The organism is Phytobacter ursingii (genome assembly GCF_001022135.1).
Classification (GTDB): domain Bacteria; phylum Pseudomonadota; class Gammaproteobacteria; order Enterobacterales; family Enterobacteriaceae; genus Phytobacter; species Phytobacter ursingii.
In genome coordinates, this window is record NZ_CP011601.1 from 182465 (window position 1) to 201624 (window position 19160).

Annotated in this window: 20 protein-coding genes and 3 pseudogenes; 14 read left to right on the forward strand and 9 right to left on the reverse strand. The window is 51.7% G+C overall.

Going from position 1 to position 19160, the window contains the following annotated elements; translation table 11 throughout:
- Positions 1–13: 13 nt before the first annotated feature.
- Positions 14–829 carry a sulfonamide-resistant dihydropteroate synthase Sul2 gene (gene sul2, locus AB182_RS02820; RefSeq protein WP_001043260.1) on the forward strand — a complete coding sequence of 272 codons (816 nt, stop codon included), beginning with the start codon at positions 14–16 and terminating at the stop codon, positions 827–829.
- 86 nt (positions 830–915) lie between these two features.
- Positions 916–1158, forward strand: a pseudogene (gene glmM, locus AB182_RS02825) (phosphoglucosamine mutase); the annotation flags it as partial.
- A 235-nt stretch (positions 1159–1393) separates the two neighbouring features.
- Here glmM and AB182_RS02830 read toward each other — a convergent pair.
- The 5 genes from AB182_RS02830 to AB182_RS02850 all read right to left on the reverse strand — a co-directional run bounded on the left by AB182_RS02830 (position 1394) and on the right by AB182_RS02850 (position 5392).
- On the reverse strand, positions 1394–2887 hold the full coding sequence (locus AB182_RS02830) for an IS91-like element ISCR2 family transposase (RefSeq protein ID WP_001120888.1): 1494 nt from the start codon (positions 2885–2887) through the stop codon (positions 1394–1396).
- A gap of 210 nt (positions 2888–3097) precedes the next feature.
- Positions 3098–3322 carry a hypothetical protein gene (locus AB182_RS02835; RefSeq protein WP_000743213.1) on the reverse strand — a complete coding sequence of 75 codons (225 nt, stop codon included), beginning with the start codon at positions 3320–3322 and terminating at the stop codon, positions 3098–3100.
- The gene (locus tag AB182_RS02840) at positions 3319–4056 is read right to left on the reverse strand and encodes a recombinase family protein (protein ID WP_001446887.1); all 738 of its coding nucleotides are present in this window, start codon (positions 4054–4056) and stop codon (positions 3319–3321) included. The genes AB182_RS02835 and AB182_RS02840 overlap by 4 nt, the downstream gene beginning before the upstream one ends.
- A 485-nt stretch (positions 4057–4541) precedes the next feature.
- Positions 4542–4682: a hypothetical protein gene (locus AB182_RS32515; RefSeq protein WP_001044210.1), complete on the reverse strand. Its 141-nt coding sequence runs from the start codon at positions 4680–4682 to the stop codon at positions 4542–4544.
- 5 nt (positions 4683–4687) lie between these two features.
- Entirely contained in the window at positions 4688–5392 is a 705-nt protein-coding gene (locus tag AB182_RS02850) for an IS6-like element IS26 family transposase (protein ID WP_001067855.1), read from the reverse strand.
- Positions 5393–5496: 104 nt separating this feature from the next.
- Between AB182_RS02850 and AB182_RS02855 the strand changes: the two genes are divergently transcribed.
- A complete protein-coding gene (locus tag AB182_RS02855) occupies positions 5497–5952 on the forward strand; it encodes a hypothetical protein (RefSeq protein ID WP_000374058.1) in 456 nt (151 codons plus the stop codon).
- A gap of 240 nt (positions 5953–6192) precedes the next feature.
- Here AB182_RS02855 and AB182_RS02860 read toward each other — a convergent pair whose 3' ends face one another.
- Positions 6193–6384 carry a DUF7706 family protein gene (locus tag AB182_RS02860; protein ID WP_000398479.1) on the reverse strand — a complete coding sequence of 64 codons (192 nt, stop codon included), beginning with the start codon at positions 6382–6384 and terminating at the stop codon, positions 6193–6195.
- Positions 6385–6475: 91 nt separating this feature from the next.
- Positions 6476–6817, reverse strand: coding sequence for a hypothetical protein (locus tag AB182_RS02865; protein ID WP_001151572.1), 342 nt, complete (start codon positions 6815–6817; stop codon positions 6476–6478).
- 625 nt (positions 6818–7442) lie between these two features.
- On the opposite strand from AB182_RS02865, the pseudogene AB182_RS30070 reads away from it, so the two are divergent.
- Positions 7443–7663, forward strand: a pseudogene (locus AB182_RS30070) (type I restriction-modification system subunit M N-terminal domain-containing protein); the annotation flags it as partial.
- A gap of 140 nt (positions 7664–7803) precedes the next feature.
- A complete protein-coding gene (locus AB182_RS02870; protein ID WP_000880375.1) occupies positions 7804–8058 on the forward strand; it encodes a hypothetical protein in 255 nt (84 codons plus the stop codon).
- Positions 8059–8060: 2 nt separating this feature from the next.
- Here the strand turns inward: AB182_RS02870 and AB182_RS02875 are convergent, their stop codons facing one another.
- Together AB182_RS02875 and AB182_RS02880 are read right to left on the reverse strand one after the other, a co-directional pair.
- A complete protein-coding gene (locus tag AB182_RS02875) occupies positions 8061–10100 on the reverse strand; it encodes an ATP-dependent helicase (protein ID WP_000166877.1) in 2040 nt (679 codons plus the stop codon).
- The gene (locus AB182_RS02880) at positions 10097–11083 is read right to left on the reverse strand and encodes a competence protein CoiA family protein (protein WP_000211823.1); all 987 of its coding nucleotides are present in this window, start codon (positions 11081–11083) and stop codon (positions 10097–10099) included. The genes AB182_RS02875 and AB182_RS02880 overlap by 4 nt, the downstream gene beginning before the upstream one ends.
- 920 nt (positions 11084–12003) lie before the next feature.
- Between AB182_RS02880 and AB182_RS02885 the strand changes: the two genes are divergently transcribed.
- The 9 genes and pseudogenes from AB182_RS02885 (at position 12004) to AB182_RS02925 (ending at position 19132) form a co-directional block, all read left to right on the forward strand.
- Positions 12004–12396: a hypothetical protein gene (locus tag AB182_RS02885; RefSeq protein WP_000341066.1), complete on the forward strand. Its 393-nt coding sequence runs from the start codon at positions 12004–12006 to the stop codon at positions 12394–12396.
- Between the two features lie 658 nt (positions 12397–13054).
- Complete coding sequence (locus tag AB182_RS02890) at positions 13055–13711, forward strand: trypsin-like serine protease (RefSeq protein WP_000462754.1); 657 nt, start codon at positions 13055–13057, stop codon at positions 13709–13711.
- A gap of 202 nt (positions 13712–13913) precedes the next feature.
- The gene (locus AB182_RS02895; RefSeq protein ID WP_000340139.1) at positions 13914–14411 is read left to right on the forward strand and encodes a membrane protein; all 498 of its coding nucleotides are present in this window, start codon (positions 13914–13916) and stop codon (positions 14409–14411) included.
- Positions 14412–14415: 4 nt separating this feature from the next.
- Positions 14416–15804, forward strand: a complete 1389-nt coding sequence (locus tag AB182_RS02900; RefSeq protein ID WP_012695445.1) for a hypothetical protein — start codon at positions 14416–14418, stop codon at positions 15802–15804.
- A gap of 400 nt (positions 15805–16204) precedes the next feature.
- Positions 16205–16498 (forward strand): helix-turn-helix transcriptional regulator, encoded by a 294-nt coding sequence (locus AB182_RS02905; protein ID WP_012477377.1) that lies wholly within the window; start codon positions 16205–16207, stop codon positions 16496–16498.
- Positions 16499–16502: 4 nt separating this feature from the next.
- Positions 16503–17817 (forward strand): annotated as a pseudogene (locus AB182_RS02910) (type II toxin-antitoxin system HipA family toxin).
- A 60-nt stretch (positions 17818–17877) separates the two neighbouring features.
- Complete coding sequence (locus AB182_RS02915) at positions 17878–18084, forward strand: hypothetical protein (RefSeq protein ID WP_000134171.1); 207 nt, start codon at positions 17878–17880, stop codon at positions 18082–18084.
- Positions 18085–18184: 100 nt separating this feature from the next.
- Complete coding sequence (locus AB182_RS02920; RefSeq protein ID WP_000985909.1) at positions 18185–18595, forward strand: hypothetical protein; 411 nt, start codon at positions 18185–18187, stop codon at positions 18593–18595.
- Positions 18596–18607: 12 nt separating this feature from the next.
- Positions 18608–19132: a hypothetical protein gene (locus AB182_RS02925; protein WP_001805097.1), complete on the forward strand. Its 525-nt coding sequence runs from the start codon at positions 18608–18610 to the stop codon at positions 19130–19132.
- The last annotated feature ends 28 nt before the right edge of the window (positions 19133–19160 follow it).

A 19160-nucleotide genomic window follows, 5' to 3' on the forward strand; every position in this document is an offset into this window, starting at 1 on the left:
TATAGAAGCCCCCATGAATAAATCGCTCATCATTTTCGGCATCGTCAACATAACCTCGGACAGTTTCTCCGATGGAGGCCGGTATCTGGCGCCAGACGCAGCCATTGCGCAGGCGCGTAAGCTGATGGCCGAGGGGGCAGATGTGATCGACCTCGGTCCGGCATCCAGCAATCCCGACGCCGCGCCTGTTTCGTCCGACACAGAAATCGCGCGTATCGCGCCGGTGCTGGACGCGCTCAAGGCAGATGGCATTCCCGTCTCGCTCGACAGTTATCAACCCGCGACGCAAGCCTATGCCTTGTCGCGTGGTGTGGCCTATCTCAATGATATTCGCGGTTTTCCAGACGCTGCGTTCTATCCGCAATTGGCGAAATCATCTGCCAAACTCGTCGTTATGCATTCGGTGCAAGACGGGCAGGCAGATCGGCGCGAGGCACCCGCTGGCGACATCATGGATCACATTGCGGCGTTCTTTGACGCGCGCATCGCGGCGCTGACGGGTGCCGGTATCAAACGCAACCGCCTTGTCCTTGATCCCGGCATGGGGTTTTTTCTGGGGGCTGCTCCCGAAACCTCGCTCTCGGTGCTGGCGCGGTTCGATGAATTGCGGCTGCGCTTCGATTTGCCGGTGCTTCTGTCTGTTTCGCGCAAATCCTTTCTGCGCGCGCTCACAGGCCGTGGTCCGGGGGATGTCGGGGCCGCGACACTCGCTGCAGAGCTTGCCGCCGCCGCAGGTGGAGCTGACTTCATCCGCACACACGAGCCGCGCCCCTTGCGCGACGGGCTGGCGGTATTGGCGGCGCTGAAAGAAACCGCAAGAATTCGTTAACTGCACATTCGGGATATTTCTCTATATTCGCGGTTCAGCAGGCATGTCCCCTTTGAGGGCGACCCGACGACAGGATAATCGACCTTATGGTGCGCAAATATTTCGGCACAGACGGTATTCGTGGCAAAGCCAACGAAGGCGCGATGACGGCGGAAACCGCCTTGCGCGTCGGCATGGCGGCTGGCCGTGTCTTTCGTCGCGGTGACCACCGCCATCGTGTCGTGATCGGCAAGGATACGCGCCTGTCGGGCTATATGCTTGAACCCGCGCTCACAGCCGGTTTCACCTCGATGGGCATGGACGTATTCCTTTTTGGCCCGCTGCCGACAACGTATAGGAAGAATAAACGCCCTTTTCACCCAAGTCCAACAGCTTTGGACCGCAGTTGACTCTTTCGACACCCCTGCGATGCAACCCAATCCGGCTGACGGGGAGCCAGCAACGCTGAAAATTTACCCTCCTCTTTCCCACTAGCGGCTCCTTTTCCGACAACCAGCACGGCGGATCCCTGCCGCGGCGCTGTGAACGCAGCATTTTGATTGGTATCGTTGGCCTTCAGGCTCGTCAGTCAAACAGACCCAGGAGCAGCTCAGCCGGTGGCGCCCGGCTTTCGGGTAACGCCCTGGTCCCGCTGGTTTCGGCTTTGTGCTTCAGGTGATCAAGGATCTGCTTGATCACTATAGGGTCTTCAATGCAGGCGATGACTTTCATGGCGCCGCCGCAGCCGCTGCAGGTCTCGATGTCGATATTGAAAACACGCTTGAGCCGTTGCGCCCATGTCATCGACGCTCGCCGTTGTGCTGGTGTTGCCGGTTCATCAGCCACCCTGACCTTGTTGCCCCTGCCCCGTTTTGCCGGCGTGACCAACGCCCGGTGCCGACTGTTGGGTGCGAACACCCCGTGGAAGCGGGTTAGGTTGACTCTGGGCTTCGGTACCAGGGCGGCCAGCCTTGCAATGAAATCCAATGGTTCGAAAATGACGTGCGTGGTGCCGTCCCGGTACGGCGTCTTGAGCTGGTAGCGCACGTTGCCGCCTCGTGTTAACGACAGCCGCTTCTCGGATACCGCCGGGCGGCTGATGTACCGGCACAGCCGTTCGAGCTTCTTGCGTTCATCGGCCCTGGCCGCCACGCCGGCGTGCAGGCTGGACCCGGCTACCTTGCCAATCCCGTCACCGAACGGATCACCACTGGTCGGCAGAGTTTGCAAAGTGAACACCTTTCGCCCCGCCTGTGAACCGACAGCGATACGGTAAGTGATCGAGTGCCCCAGCAGGGGTGTCATCGGGTCGTCATCCACCGCATCCGAGGCCAGATAGCTGTTTTCGACATCCCGTTCCAGCAGGCCTTGCCGTTCCAGATAGCGACCCACCCGGTGGGCGATGGTGTGCGTCAGCTGGGTGAGCTCTGGGCTGGTCGGCGCCTTGACCCAGCGGAAACGCGCTGAGCCGTGGGATTGCTCGACATACACACCGTCGAGAAACAGCATGTGGAAGTGAACATTCAGATTGAGCGCCGATCCAAAACGCTGGATCAGGGTGACCGCGCCCGTCTTGGCCACTTGGTGGGTATGGCCCGCTTTCTTGACCAGGTGCGTGGCAATGACGCGGTAAACGATGCCCAGCACCCACCCCATGATCTCGGGCCGGCTGGCAAACAGGAAACGCAGCTGAAACGGGAAGCTCAACACCCACTGACGCATGGGTTGTTCAGGCAGTACTTCATCAACCAGCAAGGCGGCACTTTCGGCCATCCGCCGCGCCCCACAGCTCGGGCAGAAACCGCGACGCTTACAGCTGAAAGCGACCAGGTGCTCGGCGTGGCAAGACTCGCAGCGAACCCGTAGAAAGCCATGCTCCAGCCGCCCGCATTGGAGAAATTCTTCAAATTCCCGTTGCACATAGCCCGGCAATTCCTTTCCCTGCTCTGCCATAAGCGCAGCGAATGCCGGGTAATACTCGTCAACGATCTGATAGAGAAGGGTTTGCTCGGGTCGGTGGCTCTGGTAACGACCAGTATCCCGATCCCGGCTGGCCGTCCTGGCCGCCACATGAGGCATGTTCCGCGTCCTTGCAATACTGTGTTTACATACAGTCTATCGCTTAGCGGAAAGTTCTTTTACCCTCAGCCGAAATGCCTGCCGTTGCTAGACATTGCCAGCCAGTGCCCGTCACTCCCACTCGATTGTAAACAAGCACACAAAACCCTTTAGTGACAACAATTTGCAAGAACTATCAGGCTCAGTGCCATGAAAAATACCATGACCAGATCATGAGGTTGAACACGGCTTGCGCCGGCAGCGTTCACGCTCCTGGTCGGCGATCTCGCCCGGCTGCAATGCTAGCTCAGCATCGGTCATGCGCTCCAGCACGTCGCGTAGGCGGATGGTGCAAGGAATGGGCGGCAGCTCGAACTCATAGCCGCCGGCGATCATTTCGGCCGCAATCTCCTCGGTGATGAAAAACGGCTCGTCGTCTTGGTTCGGCTTCTTCATGCCCTTTCCTCCTGGCGCTCATCCTGGCCGACAGCGGCCAGGGCATCGGCTTCCGTCAATGCGTCCTCCACGAACGCGCCGTGCTGCTTCGCTTCGGCCTGGCTGACCTCGGCCCATATCCGTTTCACCTGGGCCGCACTGTACCCGGCCAGCTCGGCGGTCTTGTTGATGCTGTAGCCGGACTTGCGCAGCGCGACAACTTGGGCGCGGCGCTTCGGATCAGCACGGCGGCCCTTGTACCGCCCGGCCTGGCGGGCCAACTCAATGCCTTGGCGCTGGCGTTCGCGCCTGTCCTCGTAGTCGTCGCGGGCCATCTGCAAGGCCAGGCGAAAAAGCATGATCTGCACGGCTTCCAGCACGATCTTGGCGACGCCCTGGGCCTCGGCCGCCAGGTCGGATAGATCGACCACGCCAGGGACGGCCAGGCTTGCGCCTTTGGCCTGTATCGAGGCCACCAGGCGCTCGGCCTCGGGCAAAGGTAGGCGGCTGATGCGGTCGATCTTCTCGGCAATGACCACCTCGCCGGGCTGTAGGTCGCCGATCATGCGCAGCAGCTCAGGCCGGTCGGCGCGTGCGCCGGATGCCTTCTCACGGTAGATGCCGGCGACGTAGTAGCCGGCGGCCTTCGCGGCCGTAGTGATCGCCTCTTGGCGTTCCAAGTCCTGCGCGTCGGTGCTGACGCGCAGATAGACCCGCGCCACCATCGGCGCGGCTACTGGCTTCGTCCTGCGCATACTTGCGGGCTCCTTTGGGCATACGCAAAGTGTCCGGTCATGCTACCCCCGGCCAAAAAGGCCGTCATGCGATTTATCTTGGCCGGGTCGTTATTGGCGGGTCTAAATGGCCGCTCCGTGGATCTCATCGCCAGAAATGGCGATGCGAGATCCAGGGCAGGGCGGCCGCCATCGTCAGACCTGGCGATGGTCGACGCCGGCGCGCATCGTCGGATGTGGCGATGCGAGCTCGAGGTCGGTGGCCACCGCCGGCGACCTGGTGCCATCGTCGGCAATGGCGATGCTGCAGCTCGACGTGCGCGGCCTGGTCGTCTCGGCATCGTCGGATGCGGCGATGCTCGAGCGAGGCGAAAAAAAACCGCCTCGGGGTGTCCGAGGCGGCAAGTCTGCATGCGGTTCAGGGAGGAAGAAACCGCGCCGGCGATCAGGGAGGAAAACCGCGCGGCCTGATGTGCAGCTCGGCCACTTTAGCCGGATTTTTCGACTTATCCGATGCGAGCGGCCCGCCGTGGGCGCTGCTCGATCTGCTGTTGCTTTTTCTCGACGTGCTTCTGCTCCTGGTGCTGCTGCTCGTCGCGCGGCACTGTTGCAAAGTTAGCGATGAGGCAGCCTTTTGTCTTATTCAAAGGCCTTACATTTCAAAAACTCTGCTTACCAGGCGCATTTCGCCCAGGGGATCACCATAATAAAATGCTGAGGCCTGGCCTTTGCGTAGTGCACGCATCACCTCAATACCTTTGATGGTGGCGTAAGCCGTCTTCATGGATTTAAATCCCAGCGTGGCGCCGATTATCCGTTTCAGTTTGCCATGATCGCATTCAATCACGTTGTTCCGGTACTTAATCTGTCGGTGTTCAACGTCAGACGGGCACCGGCCTTCGCGTTTGAGCAGAGCAAGCGCGCGACCATAGGCGGGCGCTTTATCCGTGTTGATGAATCGCGGGATCTGCCACTTCTTCACGTTGTTGAGGATTTTACCCAGAAACCGGTATGCAGCTTTGCTGTTACGACGGGAGGAGAGATAAAAATCGACAGTGCGGCCCCGGCTGTCGACGGCCCGGTACAGATACGCCCAGCGGCCATTGACCTTCACGTAGGTTTCATCCATGTGCCACGGGCAAAGATCGGAAGGGTTACGCCAGTACCAGCGCAGCCGTTTTTCCATTTCAGGCGCATAACGCTGAACCCAGCGGTAAATCGTGGAGTGATCGACATTCACTCCGCGTTCAGCCAGCATCTCCTGCAGCTCACGGTAACTGATGCCGTATTTGCAGTACCAGCGTACGGCCCACAGAATGATGTCACGCTGAAAATGCCGGCCTTTGAATGGGTTCATGTGCAGCTCCATCAGCAAAAGGGGATGATAAGTTTATCACCACCGACTATTTGCAACAGTGCCGTAGAGCCTTTGTTCATTGGAAATCGTACAGGGAGGCGCATATGGACCGCATCAAGTACCTGAAATGGATAGCTGAAGAATCACCAAGTACGGCTCAGCAGCTGGTGGCCTGGTTAAACAGAGCAAGGCACTATACGCCCGACATGAAAGAGCATCAGGCAGGTGTACAGATTCAAGAAAAGGGGATTGTTGTAGGGCTTAGACAAAGTACTAATCGTTATCATGGAGATTGTCTGACCATACATGTGGTACGGCTTCCGGAAGAAATACAAAACAAGGGATGGTTTAAGTCTTTTCTGAAGCTTTGCTGTGAATCGAATCCCTGGTGCGATGTTGTAATAGAAGACGTGAAAAACCCATATTTATTAAGCTTTTGTAAGAAACTAAACTTTACTGTATTAGATGAATTTTACCCGAATACTTACATAGTAAACACAGATGCCATTATGAGTTTACCTATCCCACCCTTAGGGAGATACGAAACCTATCTTTATTAAACCTGCGAACCTTTACCGGTTGCGTGGGGAGCGGATGGACTTCGGCTAAAGAAAAATCACATCGTCTATTTTGACCAGAAAAAGCTAATCTGCTTGATGTAATGCAGAAACGCATTACATTAATATCTTCTCCCAACAATCACCTGAACAATTCCCTGATTGCTTTTCACCTCATACCAGTGCTGGCTCATAGTTAGTCCTTAAGCAAATTTGTTATCGGAATAAAGAACGAAGCCAGCCTCATCGAGGCGCATAACCTTCTTCCCTTAACGCCTGTTGTAATTTTTCAATTGCGCTTTTCATTACCCAGGCTTCTTCGTCACTCACAGCACAGCCACGAAGATCGCTCCAGCTCAGACGTTTAACTAATTGAGCAAGGGCCATAGTTTCATTCTCATCAAGCTGCAAACTCAGTGTCTCAATACCTTCCACTATCTAACCTCCCTTATACTGAAAAATGGCGCTTTATTTCTGACCAGATGCCGAAGCCTTGAATGCGGCCGGAACTGCCGTTGTTTCTACTTTACAGAAATGGAATTAAAAAGTGGTGGTGCTGGGCACGTTTCTTTTCCAGTCGGGGTTTAAGCCAGAGCCGAAACTCATTCAACTTCTCAGCAGCCAAAACCGCTTCAACGGGGAAAACTTTATATTTACCCTGCTGCTGAGGTTCACCCAACCATCGCCTGATGGCTCCGTCAGTCCATAAACGAGTCTCTTTGAGCCTGGTTACAGTGACCCATTTCCTGGACCATTCATCAAATTGTCGCTGGCGATCCCGATAACGTTGTTCTTCCTGCTGACGAAGCCAGTCACGATCAACAGCGAATTTTCGGTATCCAACAAAGAGCCCTTGTACTTTGGCCATGACAACATTCCGGTTTGCTTAGAACTGTTCAGACAGACATGTCAGGGATAAAGCTGAAGAAAAAGGTACAACGAAGAATAACCAAGACATAGGCCTGCCGGGTAAGTGGTGCGGTGCACAGGACTGTCGGAAAGTACGCTCAGAGAGGGTCGTTTAAGCATGATGCACCACCGCCAGCCAGCCTTAATAATGGTAATGTACCACTGGGTTACCAGACAGACCAGTAACGCATCAAACATAAAACTGTTTTTTAAAAAACGTCAGGAACGTAGCCTGACCTTTTAACCAGTGGTGTAAAAAACATACAGATTGCTCTGAGGTATGAGGTTCAGCAACTAGCCTTGTCGACGCAGAAACATTAAGTAATCAATAGCAGCTATCGCAAACAATGGTGAAAACCACCACGTGCTTTTCAACAAGCCAAGCGGCAGAAAGAGTACAGTTGCCATCGAATAAACAAAAACACGAACCATACCATCTGTAATAAACATAGGCTATTTGCAATCTGAGGTTGGATTGTAGATTTTAGTTAGAAATGGATCAAAGTCCGTTTTGTGCAAAACTTGGTTGACAACCCTCTTTTGGAAGATGTGCCGTTTCGTGCAAAAGTTGGTTGGAGGCCAAGATGGCAGAGTTCGTAGGTTCGGCTGCTTCGCAAGCTGATTTCATTTGGAAGAACGCGGAAGACCTGTGGGGGGGGATTTCAAGCATACCGACTTCGGCAAGATCATTTTGCCGTTTACTCTGCTGCGTCGATTGGAGTGCGCACTGGAGTCTACACGGGAAGCATCGCTCGATAGCCAACCAGCCACGATTGAGTTCTTAGAAGCAGAGTTCAGTGTTGATTTCGATGCGCTGCTATCTTGACCGCCAATCAGACCCGCATGGTTCAGGTTTGTGTATGAGAGTCCCCAAATGGCTGTAGTTCTAACCAAAGCCTTGATTGAAGCCGGCCGCGCCGGAAATAGTGGGTACAGAAAAGGCAGTTGCTTGCGCTGGGCGTAAGTTACCCGCCGAAAAGCGGCTGGATCGAACGACTGATCGGCACTGAGGTATCTGACGAGCAGTACGAACGCTTTCTGGGGCACAGCACGAGCAAGCAGGCTGAACAGATCCTACGCGGAGAGCAGCCAGCCAAGGGGCTTCAGTATGCAAAGCGAGCGAAGAAGCTCGCTTCTGAAAGAAAAGCCACAATTGATCTGGATAACGAGCACCTGTCTGAAATCGAAAAGTATCGGTAGCCCTAGACTTTTAGCCGCTGAAGATCTCTTAGATACCATTGGTGAAACTTGCTGAAGTCAGCCTTCTGTTTCTCTACCGTGCTGTTATAGATCGCATCACTGGTAACCGCACAAGCAGTCCAGCCAGCCTCATAGACGAAGCGAGTAGCTATCGGTGACTTCTTCGGGGTGCTATCCCAGCGGTTTTTGAGCCACCGCGCAAGCCCTTCATCAAGAGGGACCACCAGATTTAGCTGCTGTTTTGTGCGAGTGATACCGACATAAAACAGCCGACGTTCCTCCTCGATTTCCTCTTCGGCCGGAGGGGTGTTCATCGATGTGCGAACGCTGTAAACATCATCGGGTTTGCCGCCAGGAAATTCCTGCTCATTCAGCCCGATCAGTATTACGTTATCCCACTCCAGCCCCTTGGAACCATGCAGTGTGGAAAGGATGAAGGGATCGCAGTCAGTAGCAGCCTCGCCTGGATTCAAGATAAGGTTTAAAAACGTGCGGGAATCGATCTTACTGGAGTCAAGTAGCTCCCCGATCCTCACGACCCCTCGTTGCTGGTCGTTCGATCCAGTGCGAGTTACACCCTCAGAGCCAACACTATCAATGAAACCCTCCATACTCAGGCGTCGTAACACATCGATAGCAGGCGTTTCCTCTCCGTCTTTCTGGCAGATAGTGGCGAGCCTGCCCAGCCGATCTTTTTGGTATTGTGCGCCCTCGAATAACTGACCTAGAGCAGACCATAGGTCGGCGTGCGGAGCCATCAATCCACTGAGCGCCGCTTTGAATTGCCCTTTCTGCCATCTAAAACCAGCCTCCTTCAGAAAGCCGTAAACAATCGCTTGTTTGTTGGGATGGTTTTCCAGTAGCCGCAGATCGCCGTACACAGACAGCAAGACGCCAACTACCAGTATCCCGATTTCGGTGCGGGTGTGTAATGCGCTTGAACCATTGAGGTAGCGATAAGGTAGCCCACACAGGCGTAAAGCAATTTCCGCCTCAGCAAGGTTCGCCTTAGTGCGGGACAATATGGCTTGTGTTCCACTGCTCACCGAGAGGTTTGATAGCACCTTGGATAGGCAGTTATCAAAGTGCAATCTGACCTCTGTTTTGGGGGTGCTAGGATGACTGACACAAAGCTTGGTCAGCTTTGTAGAGTTGCGCCGAATTACCGAGTTAGCCATCAAGGAAAGCTCATGGCCAAATCTGAACGTGCATGACAGTTGAAACACCTTCGTATTCGGGTAGTGCCTTTCAAACAGTCCGCCGATAAAGTCTGGTCGAGCACCACGCCACTCATAAATACACTGGTTAACATCACCAACAGCCATAACCGACGTATCCGACTTAGATAGCAAGCGGGTCATGTCATGCTGTATCAGGTTAACGTCCTGATATTCATCAACAATGATGTGCTTGAAGTGGGCACCAAGGCTGCTGTCATTACGCAACAGTGCGACAGCCTCAATCAAACAGTCATCAAAGGTTCGCAGACTGTTTTCCTCCAGCAGCTCACAATAGCGGCCATAGGCGTGAATAAACTCCCGTTTGATGTTGCTGAACGTTGGATCATTGGCAGCATCAACAGGAGTTACGGCCGCCGCCCGGCAGCGAGCAATAAACAGCTCGAAGTTTTCAATTTCATTGGGGTCAATATAATTCGCCTCATGGTCAAAGCCATAGCGGTAGGCTTGCTTTACCAGTTGCTCATAGCGGTAGTCGCTTGGAGTAATGAGGTCTTTCTTCTTGATTATCTGTTGGCGTTCTCCGTAACCAACAATCTTTAAGGCCAAGCTGTGGAACGTGCGGATTTCTGGAATCACGCTCGACATCAGTGCCGTCTTCAAGTTCTCCGTGAAGCTCACCTGCGCCGACTTGTTGTACATCAGGATCAGAATGGAGCGAGGATCAGTTCCCGTCTTGACCAGCCGCTCAACGCGCTTTACAAGTGTGGTTGTTTTCCCGCTACCAGGTACGGCTTTTACCAACGCATGTCCGGTGTCATGGCTGACAATACTTTTCTGCTCCCAAGTCAGTCTTTTGGTCATGCCTTAACCTTGTAATTGGCGCACTGACGGGCCTCGGTGTAGGGAACGATCTTTGCCTTACTGTGACATTGCAGATAGCCATCCTCCCATCGGCCTGCTTGCTCGCACATAATGCAGTTGGGAAATAGTGAATGAGGATCGGCGTGACGGATAAAAGCTCGTAAGTTATCAGCCAGCTCAGCGGCCCCTAACGATCTAGGCCATGTGTTCACGTCAGAATTGATTGTTAAATCCACTTCAGCGAGCGGCATCGTTTGTTCGTTGAGTCGGCCGGAACCACTTAAACTCCAGACAGACATATCCACGTTACCTACTGAGCAGACGCCGCTACAGGTGTCCACAGATTGAAACGGGGGAAGCCAGTTGAATACTCTCAGGATCTTCTCCTTGATCGAGTAGGCCCCGGTAAGCAACATCTGAATATCAGAGGCAGATTGGACCTTAAACTCAAGAATCGGGATACCGGCTTCGATCTTGTCTTGAGAGCAGGGGTGTGTGACACAAATCTCTACGTAGCAACGCCTTTCGCCAGTCGTATCATACAACATCACGTCTGGTCGCAGCCCTGTGACCTTATCGTGTTTTTCCAGCTCTGCCTGATCGAAAAATTGAGTCAAGTTGTAGCGTGCAGGCACGGATTTTACGCACTGACGTGCTTCGTCTCTAACCAAGGCTAAACGAGAACCATTACAGGCAACCCGGCGCTCCAGCTCAAGGCTAATAGGCATTTCACGGCTGAGAGCTTGTTGGTAGCGATAGAAGAATGCTTCTTTGCCGCACTTGTGAAGATAGGTTTCAAGGGCACAGCATTCTTCCGAATGGCGAAAGTGCTTAGCGTTGAACTCGCCCATTACCGGGGTCAGGGGGCTCTTACAACCTGGGCAGGTGTAAGTATGTGAGCGCAGGGCAGCGCCAATGTGCGTGAGGGTGCCCTCGCCGTCTAGCGCGTAAGCGTATTGTATTGAGCTGGATTGAGTTGTCATGACTGCGTATCCTCCCAAAAAAATCCAGCTAAGAACAGACCTTACGGCAGGCAAATGGTAAGTAGTGCTTCTTGAAGCAGTCGAGTGTACAGCGGCTCAGTGAAAAAGCTAATCGCCCGCTCAACAACCTAGTGATACTGGTGCAGATTCGACAATGAGTTAATGCCCGGAGAGCATCTGCAAGACTTCTAGCTGGAAGGCATTCCAACCAGCCCTCGCTTCTGAAAAGCCGTCAGGAAACGGTAAAATCCAACCAAGTGAGCAACTTCACTTGATCAAAGATCTAAGGCTAGAATGATGGAATTCCAACCTTAGTTTGCAAATAGCCTAAACATATAACTTCCTCTGAGGATTTAAAAGAATTCTCAGATGTCTTGAAAGCTACTTTTTAAACTTTCTCATTCTGAGAAGCATATTTAATTTTGCTGCGTCTGCTCGTGCTGCTGCTACAGAAAGGGCTTTATGCAGTGAAACTACCACGACAAACAAACAGAACATCGACCAGAATCCATCCATTTCGTTTACCTAATCGTTGAGGTTTTTATTCGGGATATCTGGCTAAATAGGACTACACAGATACCCAGTTAAACCCCCCGCTTACATAACACTCCGGTTCCTCACCAGACGTTTTATTCTATCGCGGTCTGTGGTTATCAGAAGCTGCATAAACCGGTTATTTAGTCCGTTACGCGAAAATTATTGAGGATCCGGGCTGTTAAACTGTTCTTCCTCTTTCGCTTCCGGAGAAAAGGGGAGGTGTCACCCTGCGGCCGGGTAGTGAAAGGGATTTGACGTAATTCAGGCGAAGGGCGAACAAGACCGCAAAGGACGCCCGGGCGACCGGATACCTGCCGGGTTGTGCGAAGTAAAAACCGGAAGCAGTGATAACACAAACAGGCCCCTACAGCGTAAGGATTGTGATGGACGATAAAGAGCAATTTACGAATCTTGTGGCAAAGCATGCCTCCGGACTCACCGAAGAGCAGCTGGCCGGTTACGATGCCTGTTCCCTGGATGGTGAATGCGTCACGCCTTCATACGAGGTTTTCCGGGGGTATCGTACCCGCCATACCCTGGATGAATTTCTGGAGATGGCCATATCGCTGAATGCCATCCACCCGGATGAATATTTAACGGATATGCTGCTTAAGCCTCATGAGGTGATCGGCGCTCTGGCCGATGAAGGCGACCAGCTGAACAACGCCACCCCGGTTTATTTCTTCCCGGATACCGGCGTCTATGCAGCGGCCGTCAGTGAAACCCGGGTGCTCGATGCCTGGCTTTGCTGGCCATGCTACCCGGCGAACTGGTAACGCGGCCGTTGGAATTGCACCGGCAGGATACGAATTTAACCGACCCCGTGGCGGGAAGGTTATCACAATTGCATGTCCTCATCCCTCAAGCCCCCTGCCAGGCCCTAACGTGCTGTCAGGCTTCGCCTGATTCCCGATCTGCGCCGGTACTTCAGCCGATAACTTTTTGTTTTCTTTTTATTTTCTCCCCATTTCCTCAAAGTTCGCGGGCGGCGTGGACAGGGCACCATTGCCGCATGTGGGGTCTTAATAAGGGCAGGGTGGTCAGGTTTGCTCGATGCCGGGGGTAGGCCCTACCCTTTATGGGATGAGGACATGCAATTCACTAAATTAATCGACAGCACCGGTGGTGACTTATCTGTAACGGGTCAGTTTTGATACGGGGAATGTTTCAGGGTTAAGATCTGGAATCATAAAAATATACGCTCCCGTTCAGGACATACGACTTGAAATGGATAATGCCATTAAAGGAATTCCAGCCTTTCGTCGATAACAGTTTCTGACCATCGCCATAACCATGTCATGGAGGAGACTAACCGTGTTTCAGAGGTGAGCTGGTGCCTGGCAAAACATACAAACTCAAATATCAGGAAGCGAGTTTAGTTGTTTATAACATGCAGCCGTGTAACTGATTAGGTACCGGCAAAAGGAGGAAATAATGTTTGAAAACTACGTTTGTAAAATCTATGTAAGCAATGATCCTCATTTTAGTAGCCATCTCGAAGCAACTGCGTTTGGTTTCGATAATGGTCAGCAGCAAAAGATTCTCACCGCAGCCCATGTTGTTACCAATGCTCTTGGAAAAATTTATCCCGTCAGCAATACACTTAAACTTTACGTCAAATTTCTTAACCATCAAGGACTGGTGAACGAAGAGCCTGTTCTAGTCGATTTCATTCTCAATGAGGCTAATGACAGGGCAGACTTTAAAGACGGCATTCCGTTTGTTGACAGTGCAGAAATCGTATTACCAGCTGGAATACAACAGCCTGTAAGTAGTTACTTTAAGGTCCTGGCTCCCGCAGCTGGCATGGGTACATTGGGTGTCGGATATCCAATGAATGAGACAACAATTTCGACATTCCCTGGTGAAGTTTCAGGCATTTGGCCTTTAAATTGCTCAAATCATTCTCCCCAACATCTCACAACTCGCTTTGTAATAGCACATTTCAACACCGATGGTTGCTCTGGTGGACCCTATGTCGTCTCCGAGAATGACGAGCATTTTGTCATTGGAAGTCTGGTTGGAATAATGTCTGGAACCTGCCCAGATTCAAATCCACACATGTCTGTTCAGTCCGCTACTGATTTTTAGCAAAGTCAGTTCCAAAATGACGCTGGCACGATAGTTATTTTGGGTCTGCCCGATATGGCGTCTGCCCTTACTAACAGCAACAGCATTGAAACTGACAAACATGAACTCGAAAGTGCCACAATAGTAAGTCATGATTTCTTCATCACTTTTATGGTGCTCTTTTTCACCTATCACACAGCAAGTTATGAATACGAGGCCTGTAATGGACGCTACCGAAACTGAAGAGCTCGAAAAAATTCGCAAGAAGGCAATGGATGAAGTTACAAGTGCTCTTCAGGCGCTTGAAAATAAGTTCCCGGGTATTACTGAGGGCGCAGCAGCTTTGGCGGGGTCAGGCGTAGGCGCAGCGGCTTCCTTCGGTGCTCTCTATACGCTTGGTACAACGGGAGTGTCAGCAGCAGGCATAACCTCCGGGCTCGCTACAGCAGGGTCTATCGTCGGTGGCGGTATGGTTGCAGGCATTGCGGTATTGGCCGCACCTGTAGCTGTGTTAGGGATTGGCGGGTACGCGATAGTGAAACACAAAAAAAATGCGAAACTGACAGCCGCCCTTAGTCAGGCCATCCAAAAGCTCTACGAAGTTCAGGAAAGGTTGATGTCGAATGCGGAATATTTTAAGGCAGAAATTGCTGGCATCAAGGCAACAATCGACATGCTTACTAAGAAAGCTCCAAAAGGTAGCCTGGTCGCGGTGAGGTAAACACATGAGTCAGTCTCCTTATGATGATGAGTTCAGGGCCATCCGTTATATTCAGCTCCGTGGTCAGGATATCGCGAACGCTCACGAGACAATTAACAGTGATATAGAGAGCCTTAAGGCACAGTTGACCGGGCTAATCAGCGGCACTGAACTTGATGAAGCGGAGCATCTGGCGCTTAAAGAACATCATCTGCGAGAAATGACCCCTTCAGATACTGCCATGCATTCTACTGGTCTCAAGACTATATATAGCGAGGCTAACCAGCGTGTATGCGGTGATATTGGACTGGCCACAATACTCTCCACGGATGACTTGGCTGTTGTAGATGCCCGGATCCAGAATCATATTAAAGAATTTAATGATCGCTACGCACTCGACGCCTGGGATTATGCTATTGCCTGCGGATGCGGGCTCATAGCATCCATGCTGGATTTACTTTGCGTCAGAGCCCCGCCAAAACCTACGGTGAGCTTTACGGCAGAAGTGGATGGTATTTTCAATAAACAGGTGCAGAAAGCCTTCAATGCCATTTTGCCGGAGGACCTGAGTACAAAACTCTCAGATTTGTTCCCTATAGGGGCACCAGACAGTTCGATCAGCAGCGATTTAGTGGGTGCGGCCGGTGGCGTTTTGTCTCCCACAAATCACCGCTTAAGAGCTTTGTCACACGATCCCGTACTGGGCATTATTTTCGGTATAAAGGATATGCTGAACGGGACCTGTACGGTGGTTCAGAATGGACAGATCGTGGTTTATCCTTCCAGTAAAGGCGTTACAGACGAAACCAATATTTTCAGGCTCATCGCCAGAATGTTTGGACACCTGGCATCGGATGTTAATGCCCCCTCAGCAAAAGGAAACCGTGGCATGGGGTTACCGGCTCCTTTTATGGGGCTACTTCGTATGCTTGAGGGGATCCCTGTGGGGAGTTCTAACTTCGGCAAACAAATAGAGTACATGTATGTCAACGGGTATGACTTTCGTCAGTTTATCGTGACAAGTATTCCGATGAGCATAATGGAAGTTTTGATGCGGGTTTTCTATGTGGCGAAACAGGTATCGCTGGGAAAAGGAGCTTTTGGGGAGACCTTACTGGATACCATGCCGTTGCGGCTAAATCCACGCTTCCGGATGATGCTTGCCCTGGGTTATGGAACTTCCAGTGCTGTTAACGCAGGTAAAATGTATATCACCGGCAATATTCTCAATGCGAATTACGCCTCCTGGATGGGGTTGGCCTGGAATGGTTTTCACTCACTCAAGTGGTCCCTTTATCAGCGACACTTAAAGCTTTGGGCCGGTATTGAAAAGGCAGAACTGGAACGGCTTCAGAACAATATAGACAGCATCGAGGCATTGACCATCATAGCAGGAAACTTGCCAGTCAAGTAACATTCACCGGAGCACCTCCGGAACCCCATAGCCCACCAGCTGCTAAAAATGTCTGCCTTTGCTTTTAATACTCTCTCTGCCTCCTCCCCGAGGCAGAGAGTAGCTCGTAGTTATTTATACAGCTCACAACAGGGCCATAAGATACTCCGCTTCTCGTTTACCGATGATCCTGATCTGTCAGCTCTCTTACCGGATGCTGTACGAGCGTAACGGCTTATTATTGATAGTTCTCTCATATCAAACCTCATAAAGATTTATGCTGCCACTTAGTAACAGCCTAAAGGTTGTACTCTCTATTTAACAGCTTTTAGGCTGTTAATTTGATATTACAGCTTTTAGGGTGTATGTTTAGAAAACAGCGTACAAGGTGTATCAGAGGAACTACTGAGGCCAGCTTATGATCAATAATGATTACCCGTTAAACACGCTCAACCAGTTGCGTCCCTTGCTCATTGGTTTTCGCAAGGCGAATGGCCTGACGCAAAAAGACCTGTCCGAAAGGTTAGGGGTCACTCAACAGACATACTCACGTCTGGAAGCCAACCCTGCCAGTGCGAGCATTGAACGGCTATTCAAGGTGTTTTCTATCCTGGGCGTAAAAATCAGCTTCTCCTCGACAACCGCCTCTTCAGAGGGGAAGCAGACGGAAGAAATGCTTAAATCAAACTCACCTGCACGACAGGAGAAATGGTAACGATATGAGCCGGAAACAGCAGCGTCTGGCAATCTGGATGAACGGAATCAAAGTCGGATACTGGGAAAAAAGTAAAGGGGTAGACAGCTTACAATACCTTCCTGACTGGAGTGCAGACGAACAGGGAAGGCCGCTGTCATTGTCCCTTCCTTTTACTCCCGGGAACCAGGTCTGGCGTGGAAATGTGGTACGTGACTATTTTGATAATTTACTCCCGGACAGCGAAGGCATACGCAGACGTCTGGCAATGCGTTACAAGGCCGATAGCCTGGAGCCTTTTGATCTTCTGACGGAGCTGGGAAAAGACTGCGTGGGCGCGATACAGCTGCTTCATGACGGAGATGAACCCACAGATTTATATTCCGTGAAGTATCACCCGCTTACTGAATCAGAAATTGCGGCAACTTTGCGTAATACCACGGAGACATTGCTACCGGGCAGGCCAGAAGATAACGACGACTTACGTTTATCTATTGCCGGTGCTCAGGAGAAAACAGCCCTACTGTGGCATGAAGATCGGTGGTGTATGCCGGAGGGTAATACACCAACGACGCATATATTCAAGCTACCGCTCGGACTTGTGGGGAACATGAAAGCCGACATGCGCTCGTCGGTTGAAAATGAATGGCTCTGCTCGGTACTTCTCGAACAGTACGGGCTCCCCGTGGCAAGAACGCAGATTGCTCACTTTGAAGATCAGAAAGCGCTGGTGGTAGAACGTTTTGACCGAAAATGGTCAGGAAACGGACAATGGATCATTCGTTTACCCCAGGAGGATATGTGTCAGGCCCTGGGCATTTCGCCATTACGAAAATATCAGGCGGACGGCGGGCCAGGTATATCGGAAATTATGGAAGTTCTGAGTAATTCAGACCGTGCTGAGCGTGACAAAGCGCAGTTTTTTATGACGCAGATAGTTTTCTGGATGATGGCCGCAACAGATGGCCACGCTAAAAATTTCAGTATTTCTATTGGGCCACAGGGACGTTATCACCTTACACCACTCTATGATGTGTTGTCGGCTCGGTCATGGGAACAATCAGATATCCTGGCAGAAGTGCAAACTGGCGATGGCCGTACGTGGCAGTAGCAACTATTACCAGATATATCGAATACAACGACGCCACTGGATCAGGCATGGTGAGATAACCGGCCTGAGTAAACAGCAGACAGAGGCGATGATAGAGGAAATCATCGCCAGAACCCCGGGTGTCATTGAACGTGTTAGCGGGCTTCTTCCGGACCAGTTCCCCCAGCAGCTTGCGGAAAGTATTTTTGATGGAATGAGGCAGCAATGCAGGCGCCTGGCTGAGAAATGACAGCCGCAATTTATAGTGTGCATGTTTTCAGAATAGCTGATGTAAGCGTGAGGATTCAGTATGACTGAAGAACAAAAAAGAATAGAGCGGGCTATTGAGTTGGCTTGTCGTTACGGCGGAACCGATGAAATGCATCATCTGCAATGGGTCGTGGATCAGATGGTAAGAGAACTTGCTGGAGAACGTTATGCACAGATTGTAGCAGATGCCACCAGCGGAGAAGATGGGCCTGATACTTACAAATGGAGTGTTGGGATCGCGCCTTAGCATCTGTCAGTCTGGGGATGAAAACGTACTTAACATCCAGCGAATTCCCAGACTTCACATTAAGACTAGAGTAACGGCCGCAATCACGTGAGAGAAAAAAATGGCAATTTTAGCAATCATTGCAGTTATCGCCCTGGGTGGGTACGCCTGCGGGTTTATTAAAGCCCGTGAGCTGAGCGCTTTGCGTAAAGAAATGAAACTATACGTGGATCGCATGGAAGCGGCGGAGCTGGACTTACACGCAATCAGAAGTGTAGCGGAGCACCGGTTGCACGGTGCAGGTAAACAGTTTGCCGACCTTTACAGCCGTATCGACGGTGCAACTGTGACGCTGACACCCGAAGATCAGCTGTTACTGGCAACGATGCCATTTAATATTCAGGATGTAGAAGACATCGTAAACGAGCGCGGTCCAAAGACAATTAGCGGCCGTCCATTCTGGGAAGTTGAGCCAGGCCCGCATGACTATGAATATGGCCCGCAATATCCGTATTTCCCAGACCAGCGCTAGGAAGAGATCAAGATGAGAGAGCCAAGACCCCGCCATACCTTGCAGGTCATTCGAGTGCCTTCTCTGGAGGTTCAGGATCTGGGGCTGACCAGCTTTGATAGCTGGCTTGACGAGAACGGTTATGACAAAACGAATGCCAGAAATAACCGTACCATCTGGGCGAGAGAAGGCGGATGGCATCTGAAACGTTGCAGAAATCTGGAAACTGGCACGGACGATTTCTGGTTTATCGCTTTCGATGGTAAAGGCGGAAAGATATACCCGCTGAAAACCCAAAGAGACTACCGGGCTGCATATCGTAAGCTGGAAGCAGAAGGTTATGCACCTGCGGTCATCGAGCAAATGACCACAGGCGCAGCATATAACCTGGCCTATCCACGTTCCACCCTAAAACAAGCTGAGACGGCCACCAGCGAACCAAAGCGGAAACCTGACGTAGATGGGGTCGTCTCAGAAAACGGAATCTATGGTCACTCCCGTTTTTGCAACACCGATTTTGACGACAAGTTGGCTTGCTTGAATCTATCCGGCGTCTGAATGGGATTTTATTCCCGCGCCTTGATGA

Excerpts from the sequence above, each read along its gene's own strand:
- sul2 (WP_001043260.1), top strand. The coding sequence starts at position 14 with ATGAATAAATCGCTCATCATTTTCGGCATCGTCAACATAACCTCGGAC.
- AB182_RS02830 (WP_001120888.1), bottom strand. The coding sequence starts at position 2,887 with ATGCCTCATGTGGCGGCCAGGACGGCCAGCCGGGATCGGGATACTGGT.
- AB182_RS02835 (WP_000743213.1), bottom strand. The coding sequence starts at position 3,322 with ATGAAGAAGCCGAACCAAGACGACGAGCCGTTTTTCATCACCGAGGAG.
- AB182_RS02840 (WP_001446887.1), bottom strand. The coding sequence starts at position 4,056 with ATGCGCAGGACGAAGCCAGTAGCCGCGCCGATGGTGGCGCGGGTCTAT.
- AB182_RS02850 (WP_001067855.1), bottom strand. The coding sequence starts at position 5,392 with ATGAACCCATTCAAAGGCCGGCATTTTCAGCGTGACATCATTCTGTGG.
- AB182_RS02855 (WP_000374058.1), top strand. The coding sequence starts at position 5,497 with ATGGACCGCATCAAGTACCTGAAATGGATAGCTGAAGAATCACCAAGT.
- AB182_RS02865 (WP_001151572.1), bottom strand. The coding sequence starts at position 6,817 with ATGGCCAAAGTACAAGGGCTCTTTGTTGGATACCGAAAATTCGCTGTT.
- AB182_RS02875 (WP_000166877.1), bottom strand. The coding sequence starts at position 10,100 with ATGACCAAAAGACTGACTTGGGAGCAGAAAAGTATTGTCAGCCATGAC.
- AB182_RS02880 (WP_000211823.1), bottom strand. The coding sequence starts at position 11,083 with ATGACAACTCAATCCAGCTCAATACAATACGCTTACGCGCTAGACGGC.
- AB182_RS02885 (WP_000341066.1), top strand. The coding sequence starts at position 12,004 with ATGGACGATAAAGAGCAATTTACGAATCTTGTGGCAAAGCATGCCTCC.
- AB182_RS02890 (WP_000462754.1), top strand. The coding sequence starts at position 13,055 with ATGTTTGAAAACTACGTTTGTAAAATCTATGTAAGCAATGATCCTCAT.
- AB182_RS02895 (WP_000340139.1), top strand. The coding sequence starts at position 13,914 with ATGGACGCTACCGAAACTGAAGAGCTCGAAAAAATTCGCAAGAAGGCA.
- AB182_RS02900 (WP_012695445.1), top strand. The coding sequence starts at position 14,416 with ATGAGTCAGTCTCCTTATGATGATGAGTTCAGGGCCATCCGTTATATT.
- AB182_RS02915 (WP_000134171.1), top strand. The coding sequence starts at position 17,878 with ATGACTGAAGAACAAAAAAGAATAGAGCGGGCTATTGAGTTGGCTTGT.
- AB182_RS02920 (WP_000985909.1), top strand. The coding sequence starts at position 18,185 with ATGGCAATTTTAGCAATCATTGCAGTTATCGCCCTGGGTGGGTACGCC.
- AB182_RS02925 (WP_001805097.1), top strand. The coding sequence starts at position 18,608 with ATGAGAGAGCCAAGACCCCGCCATACCTTGCAGGTCATTCGAGTGCCT.